This window comes from Pseudomonas arcuscaelestis (assembly GCF_016881005.1).
GTDB lineage: Bacteria > Pseudomonadota > Gammaproteobacteria > Pseudomonadales > Pseudomonadaceae > Aquipseudomonas > Aquipseudomonas arcuscaelestis.
The window spans coordinates 320,390-334,255 of record NZ_JACOPV010000005.1; the positions used below are offsets into that span (position 1 = coordinate 320,390).

At 60.4% G+C, this 13,866-nt stretch carries 15 protein-coding genes; 9 read left to right on the top strand and 6 right to left on the bottom strand.

Going from position 1 to position 13,866, the window contains the following annotated elements; translation table 11 throughout:
- Positions 1-7 precede the first annotated feature (7 nt).
- Positions 8-1,048, bottom strand: a complete 1,041-nt coding sequence (locus H8F21_RS09935; RefSeq protein ID WP_203476634.1) for a patatin-like phospholipase family protein — start codon at positions 1,046-1,048, stop codon at positions 8-10.
- Between the two features lie 158 nt (positions 1,049-1,206).
- Between H8F21_RS09935 and H8F21_RS09940 the strand changes: the two genes are divergently transcribed.
- From H8F21_RS09940 to H8F21_RS09950, 3 genes are all read left to right on the top strand, one after another.
- Positions 1,207-1,485, top strand: coding sequence for a hypothetical protein (locus H8F21_RS09940; RefSeq protein ID WP_203476630.1), 279 nt, complete (start codon positions 1,207-1,209; stop codon positions 1,483-1,485).
- Positions 1,486-1,499: 14 nt separating this feature from the next.
- Complete coding sequence (locus H8F21_RS09945) at positions 1,500-2,267, top strand: CHAD domain-containing protein (protein ID WP_203584290.1); 768 nt, start codon at positions 1,500-1,502, stop codon at positions 2,265-2,267.
- An 81-nt stretch (positions 2,268-2,348) separates the two neighbouring features.
- Positions 2,349-3,149 carry an acyl-CoA thioesterase gene (locus H8F21_RS09950; RefSeq protein ID WP_203543158.1) on the top strand — a complete coding sequence of 267 codons (801 nt, stop codon included), beginning with the start codon at positions 2,349-2,351 and terminating at the stop codon, positions 3,147-3,149.
- Positions 3,150-3,166: 17 nt separating this feature from the next.
- Here H8F21_RS09950 and H8F21_RS09955 read toward each other — a convergent pair whose 3' ends face one another.
- The 3 genes from H8F21_RS09955 to H8F21_RS09965 form a co-directional block, all read right to left on the bottom strand.
- Positions 3,167-3,529: an Mpo1-like protein gene (locus H8F21_RS09955; RefSeq protein ID WP_203476624.1), complete on the bottom strand. Its 363-nt coding sequence runs from the start codon at positions 3,527-3,529 to the stop codon at positions 3,167-3,169.
- A 75-nt stretch (positions 3,530-3,604) separates the two neighbouring features.
- Positions 3,605-5,083 carry a methyl-accepting chemotaxis protein gene (locus H8F21_RS09960; protein WP_203476622.1) on the bottom strand — a complete coding sequence of 493 codons (1,479 nt, stop codon included), beginning with the start codon at positions 5,081-5,083 and terminating at the stop codon, positions 3,605-3,607.
- 89 nt (positions 5,084-5,172) lie between these two features.
- Positions 5,173-5,979 carry a TatD family hydrolase gene (locus tag H8F21_RS09965; RefSeq protein ID WP_203584291.1) on the bottom strand — a complete coding sequence of 269 codons (807 nt, stop codon included), beginning with the start codon at positions 5,977-5,979 and terminating at the stop codon, positions 5,173-5,175.
- 158 nt (positions 5,980-6,137) lie between these two features.
- On the opposite strand from H8F21_RS09965, the gene H8F21_RS09970 reads away from it, so the two are divergent.
- The 3 genes from H8F21_RS09970 (at position 6,138) to greB (ending at position 8,610) form a co-directional block, all read left to right on the top strand.
- Positions 6,138-7,547: an MltF family protein gene (locus tag H8F21_RS09970; protein WP_203584326.1), complete on the top strand. Its 1,410-nt coding sequence runs from the start codon at positions 6,138-6,140 to the stop codon at positions 7,545-7,547.
- A gap of 219 nt (positions 7,548-7,766) precedes the next feature.
- Positions 7,767-8,075, top strand: a complete 309-nt coding sequence (locus tag H8F21_RS09975) for a hypothetical protein (protein WP_203476611.1) — start codon at positions 7,767-7,769, stop codon at positions 8,073-8,075.
- Positions 8,076-8,136: 61 nt separating this feature from the next.
- Positions 8,137-8,610: a transcription elongation factor GreB gene (gene greB / locus H8F21_RS09980; RefSeq protein ID WP_136475374.1), complete on the top strand. Its 474-nt coding sequence runs from the start codon at positions 8,137-8,139 to the stop codon at positions 8,608-8,610.
- Here the strand turns inward: greB and H8F21_RS09985 are convergent, their stop codons facing one another.
- Both H8F21_RS09985 and H8F21_RS09990 read right to left on the bottom strand, forming a co-directional pair.
- Positions 8,611-11,121 carry an ABC transporter permease gene (locus tag H8F21_RS09985; protein WP_203584292.1) on the bottom strand — a complete coding sequence of 837 codons (2,511 nt, stop codon included), beginning with the start codon at positions 11,119-11,121 and terminating at the stop codon, positions 8,611-8,613.
- The gene (locus H8F21_RS09990; RefSeq protein WP_203476609.1) at positions 11,121-11,804 is read right to left on the bottom strand and encodes an ABC transporter ATP-binding protein; all 684 of its coding nucleotides are present in this window, start codon (positions 11,802-11,804) and stop codon (positions 11,121-11,123) included. Before H8F21_RS09990 ends, H8F21_RS09985 begins: the two co-directional genes overlap by 1 nt.
- Positions 11,805-11,814: 10 nt before the next feature.
- Here H8F21_RS09990 and H8F21_RS09995 point away from each other — a divergent pair, with 10 nt between their 5' ends.
- The 3 genes from H8F21_RS09995 to H8F21_RS10005 all read left to right on the top strand — a co-directional run bounded on the left by H8F21_RS09995 (position 11,815) and on the right by H8F21_RS10005 (position 13,851).
- On the top strand, positions 11,815-12,420 hold the full coding sequence (locus H8F21_RS09995; RefSeq protein WP_203584293.1) for an arylesterase: 606 nt from the start codon (positions 11,815-11,817) through the stop codon (positions 12,418-12,420).
- A gap of 56 nt (positions 12,421-12,476) precedes the next feature.
- Positions 12,477-12,758, top strand: coding sequence for a hypothetical protein (locus H8F21_RS10000; RefSeq protein WP_203476606.1), 282 nt, complete (start codon positions 12,477-12,479; stop codon positions 12,756-12,758).
- Positions 12,759-12,879: 121 nt separating this feature from the next.
- Positions 12,880-13,851, top strand: a complete 972-nt coding sequence (locus H8F21_RS10005) for a L,D-transpeptidase family protein (RefSeq protein WP_203543162.1) — start codon at positions 12,880-12,882, stop codon at positions 13,849-13,851.
- Positions 13,852-13,866 lie beyond the last annotated feature (15 nt).

The following is a 13,866-nucleotide window of genomic DNA, read 5'->3' on the forward strand; positions in this document are numbered from 1 at the left end:
ATTACCCTCAGCGCCGCTCCGCCTCATAGTTATCCAGCGTATCGCGAGCAATTTCCCGTCCCAGGGCGATCAATTCCGGCGCCTTGTAAAACTCAAAGAAGCGACATACCCGCTTGGGCACGTTAATCAATACATCCGGTGGATAACCGGCAATCTTGTATTGCGCCAACGAGGTTTGCATCACCTCGAAGCTCTGGTTGATCAAGTCCAGCAGTGAAGCCGGCCCGACGTTGTCGATAATGAACGAACCCGTCGCCGACTTCGGTGCACCGTCCGTTTCCGGCGCCGCAGCCGGTTGCTGGGCTTCGGGATCGGCTGCGTCACTGAGCCACGGGTTGGGAATATGCACCGCCTGAGGCTGAAACTCTTGCTGGATGCGCATCAATTGTTCGGCTTGCTTACGCCGAAAAGGCAGGTGCGAGCCCAGAGAGCTGATCAGGTTGTCAAACCGCAACTTGAACGCGGCCGGTCTCTCGATCACCGGCAATTGGTACTGTTTCTGGTTGGTCGAGTTGAGGTTCACTGCAATGATCAAGTCGCAGTGACTGGAAACCACCGGAATGATCGGCAAGGGGTTGAGAATCCCGCCGTCGACCAACATACGGTTACCTTGCACCACCGGGGTGAACAGGCTGGGGATTGCTGCCGAGGCACGCATGGCCTGATGCAGGCAGCCTTCCTGAAACCAGATTTCCTGCTGGTTGGTGAGGTCTGCGGCTACCGCTGTGTAAGGGATGCGCAGCTCTTCGATGTTAATTTCGCCGACTATCTTGCGAATTTGACCGAACACCTTCTCACCGCGTATGGCGCCCAGGCGAAAGCTCACATCCACCAGTCGCAGCACATCCAGGTAGTCCAGGCTCTCGATCCAGTTGCGATACTCATCCAGCTTGCCAGCAGCATAAATGCCGCCAATCACCGCGCCCATCGAACAGCCGGCCACACAGGCGATGTCATAGCCCCGCCGTTCCAGCTCCTCGATCACGCCGATGTGCGCATACCCTCGGGCTCCGCCCGAGCCTAGTACCAATGCCACGCGTTTACTCATGATGGTTCCCGGCTTGACTGCGTCGATGGTCTAACAATGCGCCCTTTCGTGTCTGTGCTTCAATCGTCATGAGCGCTGCGCTACGCTTTGCAGGGCACTTTTGTTCTTTCTGGTCGTCGAACACGCCACTTTGTGTATTTATTTTTGAGGTATTACCGATGAAAGCCTGGATTTGCCTGCCTCTGATTGCTCTGCTCCTGACCGGTTGTGCTGGCAAGACTGCCTATCGCGATAGTTGCGCCAATCAGTTGGATTCGGCCTGGCAGGAGCTCGACCTGGCCAAGGCTGAAGGTTTTGCTGGAACAGTCAGCTACTCGAAGGCGCTGTCGTTGTTGACCGGCGCCAAGACCCAGCAGCAGTTCGAAGCCTTTGAAGGATGCAGCAACAAGGCGGAAAAGGCCCGTTTCTACATTCGTGAATCGCGTGCGGGTCGCTGACCAAGGAGAACACCATGTCGGTAATGCTCGACCATGTGATTGCCCAGGTACTGGCCTTGCAGATTCGTTTGCTCAGCTGTCAGGCACGCCTCGCAGCTGACACTGACAGCGAAGCGCTGCACGACCTGCGCATCGCTACCCGGCGTTTGCGCAGCTTGCTGCGACCCTTGCGTGAGTTGCCTGGTGTCGAGCAGCTTGAGGGGGCGGCGAAAGCGCTGGGCAATCTGACGACGCCGTTGCGTGATCGCGAGGTACTGGCAGCGCAGTTGCTCGAGCGCGAGCTGATGGTAGCGGCACAGACGCGCCTGGTGCATCGTCAGGCAACCTTTGCCAGCGTTGCCGAGAGTGCCGAACTGGGGCGCTTGCTGGCGATTATCGACGCCTTTCCGATTTTTCTGCGGGCAGCTGAGCGCGAGGGTTTGATCCGCCGCTTGCACCGGCGTATCGACAAGCGCCTGGAAAAGCAGTGGGACAAGCTCGGTGAGGCGTTGCGGGATCCGGCTCATGATCGACACCGCCTGCGCCTGCTGATCAAGCGCGTGCGCTATGCCGCGCAAGCCTATCCGCAGTTGGAGCATGCCGGGCGTCGCTTGCGGCGCTTGCTCAAAGCCGCGCAAAGCGATTTGGGCAGTTGGCATGACCATTTGCAATGGTTGTTGCAAGCCGACCAGCAGCATGACCTCAGACCCTGCGTCGATCACTGGCAGGCCCAGTTGCACGACGCCGAGCAACGCGCTGACGTAACGCTGGAGCGCTTGCAAGCAGCGGTTAAGCAGCGATAAGCCGCTGATATGGCAGAAATGCGGGCTGTCGCTGCCCGCTGTGCTGGTTAAGATCGGACTTTTCCCAAGGATGAAGTCGGCATGAATTTCTCGCAATTGCTCAAGGCGGTCCGTCTACATCCTCAGGCAGTGTCTATTCCTGCCAGTTGGGCGCAAGGGCGTGCCTGTTTTGGCGGCCTGATGGCTGCCCTGCTATACGAAACCATGCGTGCCAAGACATCCCCCGGTCGCCCGGTGCGCTCCCTGGCTATCACCTTTGTCGGGCCAGCTGAGCCGGATGTACCGATCAGTTTCGAGGTGGAATTGTTGCGCGAAGGCAAGGCAGTCAGTTCGCTGCTGGGCCGCGCCATGCAGAACGGTCAGGTGGTAACCCTGATGCAGGGTAGTTTCGGTAGCGGGCGTGAGTCAGTGGTCGACGTCCCGGCATTGCCAGCTGTGGAAATGCGCAGTGTGGACGAGTCCTCGACCGAGCTCCCTTACATCAAGGGAATAACACCGGAGTTCATGCAGCATGTATCGCTGCGCTGGGCGATGGGGGGCATTCCTTTCAGCAACAACCACTCGCGCAGCATGGGCGGATGGGTGAGGTTGCGGGACGAAGGCGGTGACGAAACCTTGAGTGAAGCGCACCTGTTGGCGTTGGTAGATGCCTGGCCGCCGACCTTGCTTTCGCACCTGAAAAGGCCCGCAGCAGGCAGCACCCTGACATGGACCATCGAGTTCGTTCAGCCAGTGCCAAGCCTGACCACCCTGGACTGGTGCAAGTACTGCGTGCAAACAGAACATGCCCGCGATGGTTACGGCCATGCAGCGTCGGCCCTGTGGACCGACAAGGGCGAGTTGCTGGCTATCAGTCGCCAGACGGTGACTGTCTTTGCCTGAGCCTTGCGTGAAAACCTTCAGTGGCGATGGCGATCACGCCAGGCCCGCCACCATGCGCCACTAAGGACAAAGCGCGGAAAGGTAATGAACTGCTCGACCAGTAGTCGCCCGACGGCATCCTTGCGGCTGCTGAAGGGCTCCGGCTGTTGCTTCTCGAGGCGATGGCCCTGGCGTTGCAGGCCAAGGGCTGCGATCAAGGCGATGATGCCGACGGCCAGTTGCCCGAAGTCCAGGGAGAACAACCCGGACAGCACCAGCAGTACACCGAGTATGAACAACGGTACGGCGATCAGATGCAGCACCAGATTGGTCGGGTTGCGGTGGTTGTGGTGATAGCCGCGCCATTGCCAGGCGTGCAGGTTGGGTAAGCGTTTGCTCATGGGCAAATCCTCAGGGTTATGCCTGAAGAATAGTGCGGCCCCCGCAAGGGGGCCAATGAGCGCCAGCTATGAGGCTTATAGCTTTAGTTGGCCAATGGCCTTGTTGAGTTCGCCAGCCAGGGTTGCCAGCTCGCTGCTGGTGGTGGCCGAGTCGACGGTCTGCTGCACGGTCTCCTCGGTGACGTCACGAATGCTCACCACCGCGCGATTCATTTCTTCTGCTACCTGGCTTTGTTGCTCGGCGGCGACTGCAATCTGGGTATTGCTTTCACGCATCTGCGCCACGGCGCTGGTGATCTCGGCCAAGGCGGCGCCTGCCTCCTGAGCCTGTTGCACGCAATCGTCAGCCTTGAACGAGCTTTCCTGCATGAAGTCCACGGCATCGCGGGTACCTGCCTGCAGCGCGGAAACCATGGTGGTGATTTCGTCGGTGGAGGCTTGCACGCGCTTGGCCAGGTTGCGCACTTCATCGGCGACAACGGCAAAGCCGCGTCCCAGGTCTCCGGCGCGGGCGGCTTCGATTGCCGCATTGAGGGCCAGAAGGTTGGTCTGCTCGGCAATGCTGTGGATGACGCTGACCACACCATTGATTTTCTGGCTATCTTCGGCCAGTTGACGAATCATCTCGGCTGTTTGCTGTACACCACTGGACAACCCTGAGATCGAAGTCTGCACCCGGCTGACCACTTCCTGGCCACTGCCAGCCAGGGTGTCGGCAGTCTGCGACAGGTCGCGGGTAGCACCGGCATGTTGGGCGATGTGATAAACGGTGGCGGTCATTTCGTTGATGGCGGTGGCGGCCTGATCGGTTTCGCTCTGCTGCCCGAGCATGCCATGGCGTACATCGTTCATGCTCGAGGCCAGGCGCGCAGCACCTGAGTCGAGCTGTGCAGCGGTGCGTGCAACGGTATTTACCACACGGTGGTAGGTGGTCTGCATGGCATTGAATGCGCTGGCCATCTGGCCGACTTCGTCGCCGCAGGACAAGGGAACCCGCGCCGAGAGGTCGCCGGTCTTTTCCACGTGCAGCATCACATCCTTGAGGGTGTTGAGCTGGCTGAGCAAGAAGCGGATCAACAACTGCGAGGCGCAGAGCATGGCCAGCATCAGGATCAGGACGCAGATCGCGTAATTGGTGAAACGGTCGGCAAACACCTGCAGCAGGCTGGGGGAGGGCGCAAGGACAGCGACCTGTTGGCCTTCGCGGCTGATTACCTGGGCGCCGCTCAATGGGTTGGTGCCGGTCAGCGCCAGACCGTGCAGCTCTACCCAGCCCTGGGCATTGGCCAGAGCTTCAAGCTTTTCATCGGCAAAGGCGGGCGTTTGCCCTGGGGCGTACTGCAACCATAAGGGGTTGTGCGGCAGGGCTTGGCCTGCAGGCCATGCAGCCAGCAATTGGGCTTGCGATTGGGCTTTGGCCTGGGCTTCCTGCGCCCGGGCTTGCTGTTCAAGATGTACGGCATACAGCACCACGAACAACGTCGTTACAAAGGCCACCGCATTGACGGCCCAGAACTTGTACTTCAGGGAGATATTGCTAAGCCAGGCACCCATGGAAGGTCTTCTCTGATTGAGCGGAAACAAACATTATTGGCAAGGTGCCATCATTGTGCCGCAGCGCACAGGTTGCGTGTTGATATGCGTCAAAAAAACGCGGGCAAGCCAAAGAAACTGCGGGCGCAAGCACTGGTATGAGCGGCAAGTTGCTCGGGGCTTTCGCCGCGATGCAGGGCAACTACGCGCAACACTTCGGTGAGGAACGCCGGTTCGTTGCGACCGCTCTTGGGTTTTGGCCGCAGGCTGCGTGGCAGCAGGTAGGGGGCATCGCTTTCCAACATCAGGCGTCCTTCAGGGATGCTGCTGACCAACGGGTGCAAGTGGGTGCCGCGACGTTCATCGCAGATCCAGCCAGTGATACCAATATGCAGATCAAGATCCAGATAACCGAACAGGGCGCTGCGTTCTCCGGTGAAGCAGTGCACGACCGCGGCGGGCAGGCGGTCGCGGTAGTCTTTGAGGATTGCCAACAGCCGCTCACTGGCATCGCGCTCATGGAGAAACACGGGCATTTGCAGATCGACCGCCAGGGCCAACTGCTCCTCCAGGGCTTTTTCTTGCTGAGGGCGCGGCGAGAAGTCTCGATTGAAATCGAGCCCGCATTCACCCACGGCGCGCACGCGCGGTTGTTCCAGCAAGGCGCGCAAGTTGCGCGCACTAGCAGCATTCCAGCTACTGGCATCATGGGGGTGAACCCCGGCGGTGCTGAACAAGCGCTGGCCGCTTTCATCCAGCGCCAGGCATAGTTCCAAGGCTTGCTCGCTACCTTCAAGGCTGGTGCCTGTAACCAGCATTTGCACCACACCGGCAGCTTGGGCACGATCGAGAATCGCTTGGTGCTTGTCGGCAAAACTTGGGTTGGTCAGATTGACGCCGATGTCGATGAGTTGCATGGTGCTACCTCAGGCCGGTGGCCGGCCAGCATAGCAAAGCTCGAAGAATTTCGATAAATCGAAGAACTTCAATGAGTTGTCGTGGTCTTTTGCGGTCAATTGTCATGGAACGACCGCACACTATGGCACCAACCCCACACGCGCGGACCTTGCAACGGATGACCCGAGCGCTGTTTCTGTCGATTGTGCTGAGTCTAGGACTGCTTCAGGCAGGGCCTGCGAGTGCGCGTTTGCCCGGGCCGCAACAGTCGACAGTCAAGACCCAGGTTCTAGACCTCGCACAAATTCGCAGCAGCCGGGTGCTCAAGGTACTGGTCAATCAGAGTCGCAACAGTTCCGGTGAAGTCAAAGGCGAGTCGGTGGGGGTTGAATACCATCGCCTGCGTGCCTTGGAGCATTACCTTAATGCTCGCGCTCGCGATGGTCAGGAAATACGCCTGAAAATCATTCCTCGAGCCAAGGAGCAATTGTTGGCCGCATTGCAGCGTGGCGAGGCCGATCTCGCGGCGCCGGGTGAGTTGCTCGATCCGACTTCTACACGCGGGCTGGTCGCCAGTGATCCGGTGGTGGACAACGTCCCCATGGTGTTGGTCGGGCGCAAGGGCGAGCGCAGTTTCCAGCGGGTCGAACAGTTATCTGGCCGAACCGTGGCCTTGACCAGTGCCAGCGCCGCCGGAGATACCTTGCATGAACTCAACCAGAAGCTGGCCTTGCGCAAGTTGCCGCCGATCAAGGTCGAATGGGTCGATCCTACGTTGGCGGTGGAAGATGTACTGGAGATGGTTCAAGCCGGCATTTTTCATCTGACGGTGGTCGAACAGCCCATTGCCGAACGTTGGGCCAGGGTCATGCCCAAGCTGCGAATCGATCGCAAAGTGCAGGTAGCCGCTCCCGACGCCATGCGCTGGTATGTGCGACGCGATGCGGTAATGCTGCATGCTAGTGTTGACCGGTTCCTCCAGGGCTATCGGCCGCCGGCGAACCAGGACGCGGCTTTTGAGCGCATTTACCGGTGCCTCTACCGGGTTCACAACCCGCTGGCGCGCAAGGACCGCAAGCGTCTGGAAGCCGTGCGCCCAGTGTTGCAGCGCCATGCCAGCGAGCAGAATATCGATTGGTTGAACCTGGCTGCCGTAGCCTTCAAGGAGTCGTCGTTGAACCCCGCGGCCCGAGGTGCCGGGGGAACCCATGGGTTAATGCAGATTACTTCGAGTGCGGCCCAGCGGGTGGGTGTGAGCAATATCAGCAATGTCGACGGCAATGTGCAGGCCAGCGCGCGGTACATGGCCTTGATTCGGCGCAAGTTCTTTTCCAGCAACCAACTCAACGAGCGTGAGCGCATGGCTTTCACCCTGGCAGCCTACAACCTGGGGCCGGAACGGGTTCAAGCCATGCGTGCCGAAGCTCGGCGGCGTGGCCTCAACGGCAACCAATGGTTTTTCCAGACCGAGCGTATCGCCATGGAGCAGGTGGGGATGGGGCCCGTCAGTTACGTGAACAGCGTGAATAAATATTTCCTCGCATTTGATCGAGAGCGGGCGTCGCTTGAGCCACAAAGGCGCAAGTGATTGGCGCGTACCTGTATGAGTACAGATGCACTGGGGACGTTTTATCCGGGTTGACATTCTGCCCGCAGCTTCTCTAGGATGCTGACTTGCGCCGATTTAAACAGCTACTTGCGGGGCGCAGGAGGAACCGGGAAGGTTTCACCAAATACCGCTAAAGCGCTGGTTCGGTGACGCCTCCCACCGCAGCCCAGCGGGATCTGCGAGGCGGAGAAATACTCCATGAGTTGTCCACGTACCAGTGTCTGCTTGACCCCTCTGCCTGCTAGCCAGGCCACTCGCGTGCCGCGCATCCTGCTGGGCGGTAGCCATCAGCCTACACTTCTTCGCTTTCTCGATGGTTGGCCGCGCCGTAAAGGCAGCGCCACTGCATTTTTGATTCAGTTCGCCGATACCCGCGCTTCCCTCGACCAGTTTGCCAACGATCGCTTCGACCTGGCTGTGATCCAGTCGCCAAGCGCCGAAGACGCTGCAGAGGTGATCGGTCACCTGACCCGCGTTGCGCGGCAAGGTTTGATCACCCGCGGTTGAATCCGAACTTCGCCGCAGCATCGGTGCGGTGTTGAACCTTCAGCTATAAACGAGAGAATTGTTGAGCACCCAAATCATCACAAAGGAAGGTCATGAAGCCCTGAAACAGGAGCTGGACCATCTATGGCGGGTCAAACGTCCGGACATCACCCAGAAAGTGACCTGGGCGGCATCGCTGGGCGACCGTAGTGAAAACGCCGATTACCAGTACAACAAAAAACTGCTGCGAGAAATCGACCGGCGTGTGCGCTACTTGCGCAAACGCCTGGAAGACATGCGAGTGGTGGAGTATTCGCCGGAGCAGGAAGGGCGGGTGTTTTTTGGCGCCTGGGTCGAGATCGAGAACGAAGAAGGCCAGACCAAGCGCTTTCGTATTGTCGGCTATGACGAGATATACGGGCGCATGGACTACATCTCGATTGACTCGCCCATGGCCCGGGCACTTTTGAAGAAGGAGGTTGGCGACGAAGTCGTGGTCCAGACTCCCTCTGGTGAAATGTGCTGGTGGATCAACGCCATCGACTACGAGAAGTAATCACCCCTCCCGCAGCACGGTCAATGGGCTGGCATTTAGCGCGCGGCGGGTGCCGTATACACCGGCGCCGCCGATCAGCAACGCACCGATCAACGGCAGCAACAGCAACCATGGATGCGGGCTCCAGCTCAGGTCGAAGGCGTAGCGATAAAGCAGCAGGGTAATCAGCTCGCAGCCGATCGCCGCCAGCAATCCGCTGGCCGCGCCCAGTAGACCGAATTCGATGCGCCGGGCCTTGATCAACAGGCTGCGTCCGGCGCCGAGGGCACGCAGCAGTGCGCCTTGGCGAATGCGCTCGTCCAGCGTGGCTTGCAGCCCGGCAAACAACACGGCCAGCCCTGCAGCAAGCACAAACAGCAGCACATACTCAACCGCCAGCGTGACCTGGGCGAGGATGCTGCGCAACTGTTCGAGCAACGCATCGACCTGCAGGATAGTGACTGCCGGGAATGCCCGCGACAGGGCTACCACTTGCTGGTCATGTCCCGGAGCCAGGAAGAAACTGGTCAGATAGGTGGTGGGCAGGTCTTGTAGGGTGCCGGGCTGAAAGATCATGTAGAAATTGGGCTGGAAGCTGTCCCAGTTGACCGTGCGCAAGCTGCTGACCACTGCCTGGCGTTGCTGGCCGCCGATGTTGAAGGTGAGCTTGTCGCCCATTTTCAGCTTTAGGCTCTGGGCCAGTTCGGCTTCCACCGACACCCCTGGAAGATCGCTGTCGGCACCGGGGCTGGCCTGCCACCACTGGCCTTCGCTCAGGGCGTTGCCCTGTGGTAGCTCGGCAGCCCAGGTCAGGCTCAGGTCGCGTTGCACTGCGCGGTCACCGGTGGATTCCTTGCTGACGATCTGCTGTACGGCCTGGCCGTTGATTTCGGTCAGGCGCCCCGGAATTACTGGAAAAAGGGGGGCAGCCTGGGTGGTGAATTCATGCAGGTGCTGAGCGAAAGTGTCCTTGTCGTCGGGCAGAATATTCAGTGCGAAATAATTCGGCGCGTCCTTGGGCAGCTGGTTTTGCCAGGTGTCGAGCAACTCGGCGCGCAGCAGCGCGATCAGGGCCATGGCCAGCAGGATTAGGCCGAAGGCCAAGGATTGCCCGGCGGCTGCCAGCGGGTGGCGCAACAGTTGACCCAGGCCCAGGCGCCAGGCCAAGGGCGCGCCGGCAAGCAGGCGCCGAAGGCTGCGCAGACCAAGCAACAACAAGCCCCCCAGCAGCACGGCGGCAACCAGTCCACCACCGAGCAAGGCGAAGGTCAGCAAAAGGTCCAGGCTCAGGCGCCACATGATCAGGCCCAGTGCCAACAGCGCTGCGCCGTAAACCAGCCAACTGCTCGGCGGAACCGGTAGCAGGTCGCGGCGCAGCACTCGCAGTGGTGGTACCCGGCCCAGAGCGGCCAGAGGCGGCAAGGCAAAGCCTGCCAAGGCAACCAGGCCAGTAGCGACCCCGGCCAATGCCGGTGCCAGGCCTCCCGGTGGAATTTGTGCGGGCATCAAGCCTTGCAGCAGCTTGAACAGACCCAGTTGGGCCAGCCAGCCAAGCAGGGCGCCACCCAGGGCCGCGAGGCTTCCGAGTATTGCCAGTTGCAGGCAGAACAGGCTCAGGGCCTGGCCTCGCGACAGTCCCAGGCAGCGCAGCAGGGCACTGGCGTCGAATCGACGGGTGGCAAAGCGGCTGGCCGACAAGGCTACTGCTACCCCGGCCAGCAGCACCGCGACCAGACTGGCCATGTTCAGATAGCGCTCGGCCTTGCCCAAAGCGCCGCCGATCTGTCGGTTGCCATCGCGAGCGTCTTGCAATCGCTGGTTGGGTGCCAGTGCTTTGCTGACACTGCTCCGGTAACTGGCCAGGGCCTCGGGCTCGCCGCGCCAGAGGTCGCGGTAGGTGACACGGCTGCCAGGTTGCACCACACCAGTGGCATCGAGGTCGGCAAGGTTGATCAACACGCGAGGCGTCAGGCTGTAGAAGTTACCGGCACGATCAGGCTCGAAAGTCAGAACCCGGCTCATGCGCAGGGTTTTCATGCCGACATCGATAGTGTCACCGATCTTCAGGTTCAGCGCGGCCAACAGCCGCGGCTCCACCCAGGCTTCGCCTGGAGCGGGACCGCCACCGCTGGTTTCGCTGGCATAGGGCTCGGCGGCGCTGCGTAGCTCGCCGCGCAGGGGGTAGGCGTTGTCAGCAGCCTTGACGCTGGATAACTGGATGCCGTTATCGGTGGCAATCACGCTGGAAAATTCGACAACCTGAGCGTGCGAAAGACCTGCGGATTCGCCGCTGGCGATCTGTTCGGCCCGGGCTGGCGAGCTACCCTGCAATACAAGGTCAGCGCCAAGGAACTCGGTGGCGCGCAGCAGCATGGCGCCGTTGAGACGCGCACCGAAGTAGCCGATGGCTGTGCTGGCAGCTACTGCTACGAGCAGGGCGAAGAACAGCACACGCAGTTCACCTGCACGGGCATCGCGCAATAGCTGGCGCAGGGCCAGGGCAAACAGACGGAAAAACGGCAGGCGGGCCATCAGGGCTCCAGCGGCGCGACCAGATGGCCGGCGTCCAGGCGGATCAGGCGACGGCAGCGCTGGGCTAGGCGCTCGTCATGGGTAACCAGTACCAAGGTGGTGCCACGTTCCTTGTTCAGGTCGAACAGCAGGTCGCTGATTCGCTCACCGGTGTGGCTGTCAAGGTTGCCGGTGGGCTCATCGGCGAACAGGACAGCAGGTTCGGCGGCGAAGGCCCGGGCAATGGCAACGCGCTGCTGTTCGCCACCGGACAGTTGGCGCGGCGAATGGCTCAGGCGTTGACCCAGACCGACGCGTTCGAGCAGGTTGCGGGCATGCTCACGGGCATCGCGGCGACCATCGAGCTCCAGCGGGAGCATGACGTTTTCCAGGGCATTGAGGCTGTCCAGCAGTTGGAACGACTGGAACACAAACCCTACATGCTCGGCTCGCACTCTGGCGCGCTGGTCTTCGTCCAGTTGGCCGAGGTCTTGCCCGGCGAGGGTGACCGAGCCCGCACTGGGCAAGTCCAGGCCCGCCAACAGGCCAAGCAGTGTCGATTTGCCCGATCCCGAGGCCCCAACGATGGCGAGGCTGTCGCCTTGTTTCAATTCCAGTGAAAGTTCGTGCAGGATGGTCAGGTCGCCTTCCGCGCTGGGAACCACTTTGCTAAGGTTCCGCGCAGTGAGAATGCTGGGGCCCATGGAGAATCCGATGCGAGTGTGGTTATTGAGTGCTGGCCTGGCCTTGATGTGCATGGCTCAGGTCGCAGCAGCGGGTACCGTGCTGATTGTTGGCGATAGTATCAGTGCCGCTTTCGGCCTGGATACCCGCCAGGGCTGGGTTGCCTTACTGGAGCAACGCCTGAAATCCGAGGGTATCGATGCAAAAGTGGTCAATGCCTCGATCAGTGGTGATACCAGTGCAGGCGGCCAGGCGCGGCTGCCGGCGCTGCTTGCAGAGCATAAGCCGGCGCTGGTGGTGTTGGAACTGGGGGGTAACGATGGCTTGCGTGGACAGCTGCCTAAACAATTGCAACAAAATCTTGCCTCGATGATCGACAGCGCTCGCCAATCAGGTGCCAAGGTACTCCTGCTGGGTATGCGTTTGCCGCCTAATTACGGCAAGCGCTACACCGAGGCCTTTGCTCAGGTCTTCACTAATTTGCAGAGTGAAAAAAAGGTGTCCCTGGTGCCATTTTTCCTCGAAGGCGTGGGCGGGGTGCCCGAGCTGATGCAGGCGGATGGCATTCATCCGGGGCAGAGTGCCCAGGCTCGTTTGTTGGAAAATGCCTGGCCGCAGCTAAAACCGCTGCTTTGACGCTTTTATACTGACCGGCTTTCGGCTAATGTGGCGCCCCCGATTTGGAGCCCCCGATGCCGCGTCCCGCCTGGTCCCTGTTTGCCTATCAATTGATCGAGCCTGACGAACAGCTTGACCTGTTCGCCTGCCAGGAGATCCGCGTCCATCTGGTGGCCCGTCAGCTTGAGCTGGGAGGTTCGGCCGACCGCACGCTGTGTGGCACCTTGCTGCCGGCGCAGCCGCGCTGGTCGACAGTCGAGCGGGCTATCTACCGCGACCAGCGTCTGTGCTCGCTGTGCCGAGCCATTCTCGATGCCCAGCGTCGCGGTACGCGACCAATCTGGCCGCAGCTGTAACAGCTGGTAATAGCCTTTCATCCCCTGCATCGTCTTCTGCGCCCGGGATTACTCCCGATTGTGCCGGGGGCGGTGTACAATCGCGCTCTTGACCTCAATGAATTAGCGAAGGATTTCCCGGATGTTGCCGCGCTTTCCCGCCGTCACCCGTTGCCTGTCCCTGGCCGCCCTGCTGGCGGCAGGTCCCGTTGCTGCGCTGGAGTTTCCCCTGCCACCGCCAGGCGAAGACGTCATCGGCCAGGTTCAGGTGATAAAAGCCAAGTACGAAGACACCTTCGCCGATATCGGCACTGCCAACGATCTGGGCTACCTGGAAATGATCGCCGCCAACCCGGGGGTCGACCCCTGGCTACCTGGCGCTGGCACCGAGATCATCCTGCCAACCCGCTTCATCCTGCCGCCGGGCCCGCGTGAAGGCATTGTCATCAACCTGGCCGAATACCGCCTGTACTACTACCCGAAAGGGCAAAACGTAGTGCACACCTATCCGTTGGGTATCGGCCGTGAAGGCTGGGGTTCGCCGATTGCCAACACCAAGGTCACGGCCAAAACGCCGAACCCGACCTGGACACCACCGGCGTCCATCCGCAAGGAACACGCAGAAGACGGTGACATTCTGCCTACAGTAGTGCCGGCAGGCCCGGACAACCCGTTAGGCCCGTTCAAGTTTACGTTGGGCGTACCGGGCTACCTGATCCATGGTTCGAACAAGAAGTTCGGTATTGGCATGCGCACCAGCCACGGTTGCTTCCGCATGTTCAACAACAACGTGCTGGAGTTGGCCAAAATGGCGCCGGTGGGTGTCGCGGTGCGCATTATCAACGAGCCGTACAAGTTCGGTGTCAGCGCGGGCAAGGTCTACCTCGAGGCGCACACGCCGCTGGATGACAAGGGTGATCCGTCGGTAGTCGACAAGCACACTGCGGTAATCAACACATTGCTCAAGCGCGCAGACCTGGCTAACAATCTGCGCATGAACTGGGACATGGTGCGCGACGTGGTTGCTGCGGAAGACGGCATGCCGGTAGAAATCGCCGTACCAACCACAGATCAGCAGCCTATGGTTTCAAGCGTGCCGCTAGACATGCAATAACCTGCAAGAGTTTGC

Excerpts from the sequence above, each read along its gene's own strand:
- H8F21_RS10000 (WP_203476606.1), top strand. The coding sequence starts at position 12,477 with ATGCCGCGTCCCGCCTGGTCCCTGTTTGCCTATCAATTGATCGAGCCT.
- H8F21_RS09940 (WP_203476630.1), top strand. The coding sequence starts at position 1,207 with ATGAAAGCCTGGATTTGCCTGCCTCTGATTGCTCTGCTCCTGACCGGT.
- H8F21_RS10005 (WP_203543162.1), top strand. The coding sequence starts at position 12,880 with ATGTTGCCGCGCTTTCCCGCCGTCACCCGTTGCCTGTCCCTGGCCGCC.
- H8F21_RS09935 (WP_203476634.1), bottom strand. The coding sequence starts at position 1,048 with ATGAGTAAACGCGTGGCATTGGTACTAGGCTCGGGCGGAGCCCGAGGG.
- H8F21_RS09945 (WP_203584290.1), top strand. The coding sequence starts at position 1,500 with ATGTCGGTAATGCTCGACCATGTGATTGCCCAGGTACTGGCCTTGCAG.
- H8F21_RS09955 (WP_203476624.1), bottom strand. The coding sequence starts at position 3,529 with ATGAGCAAACGCTTACCCAACCTGCACGCCTGGCAATGGCGCGGCTAT.
- H8F21_RS09975 (WP_203476611.1), top strand. The coding sequence starts at position 7,767 with ATGAGTTGTCCACGTACCAGTGTCTGCTTGACCCCTCTGCCTGCTAGC.
- H8F21_RS09960 (WP_203476622.1), bottom strand. The coding sequence starts at position 5,083 with ATGGGTGCCTGGCTTAGCAATATCTCCCTGAAGTACAAGTTCTGGGCC.
- H8F21_RS09995 (WP_203584293.1), top strand. The coding sequence starts at position 11,815 with ATGCGAGTGTGGTTATTGAGTGCTGGCCTGGCCTTGATGTGCATGGCT.
- H8F21_RS09985 (WP_203584292.1), bottom strand. The coding sequence starts at position 11,121 with ATGGCCCGCCTGCCGTTTTTCCGTCTGTTTGCCCTGGCCCTGCGCCAG.
- H8F21_RS09970 (WP_203584326.1), top strand. The coding sequence starts at position 6,138 with ATGACCCGAGCGCTGTTTCTGTCGATTGTGCTGAGTCTAGGACTGCTT.
- H8F21_RS09965 (WP_203584291.1), bottom strand. The coding sequence starts at position 5,979 with ATGCAACTCATCGACATCGGCGTCAATCTGACCAACCCAAGTTTTGCC.
- H8F21_RS09990 (WP_203476609.1), bottom strand. The coding sequence starts at position 11,804 with ATGGGCCCCAGCATTCTCACTGCGCGGAACCTTAGCAAAGTGGTTCCC.
- H8F21_RS09950 (WP_203543158.1), top strand. The coding sequence starts at position 2,349 with ATGAATTTCTCGCAATTGCTCAAGGCGGTCCGTCTACATCCTCAGGCA.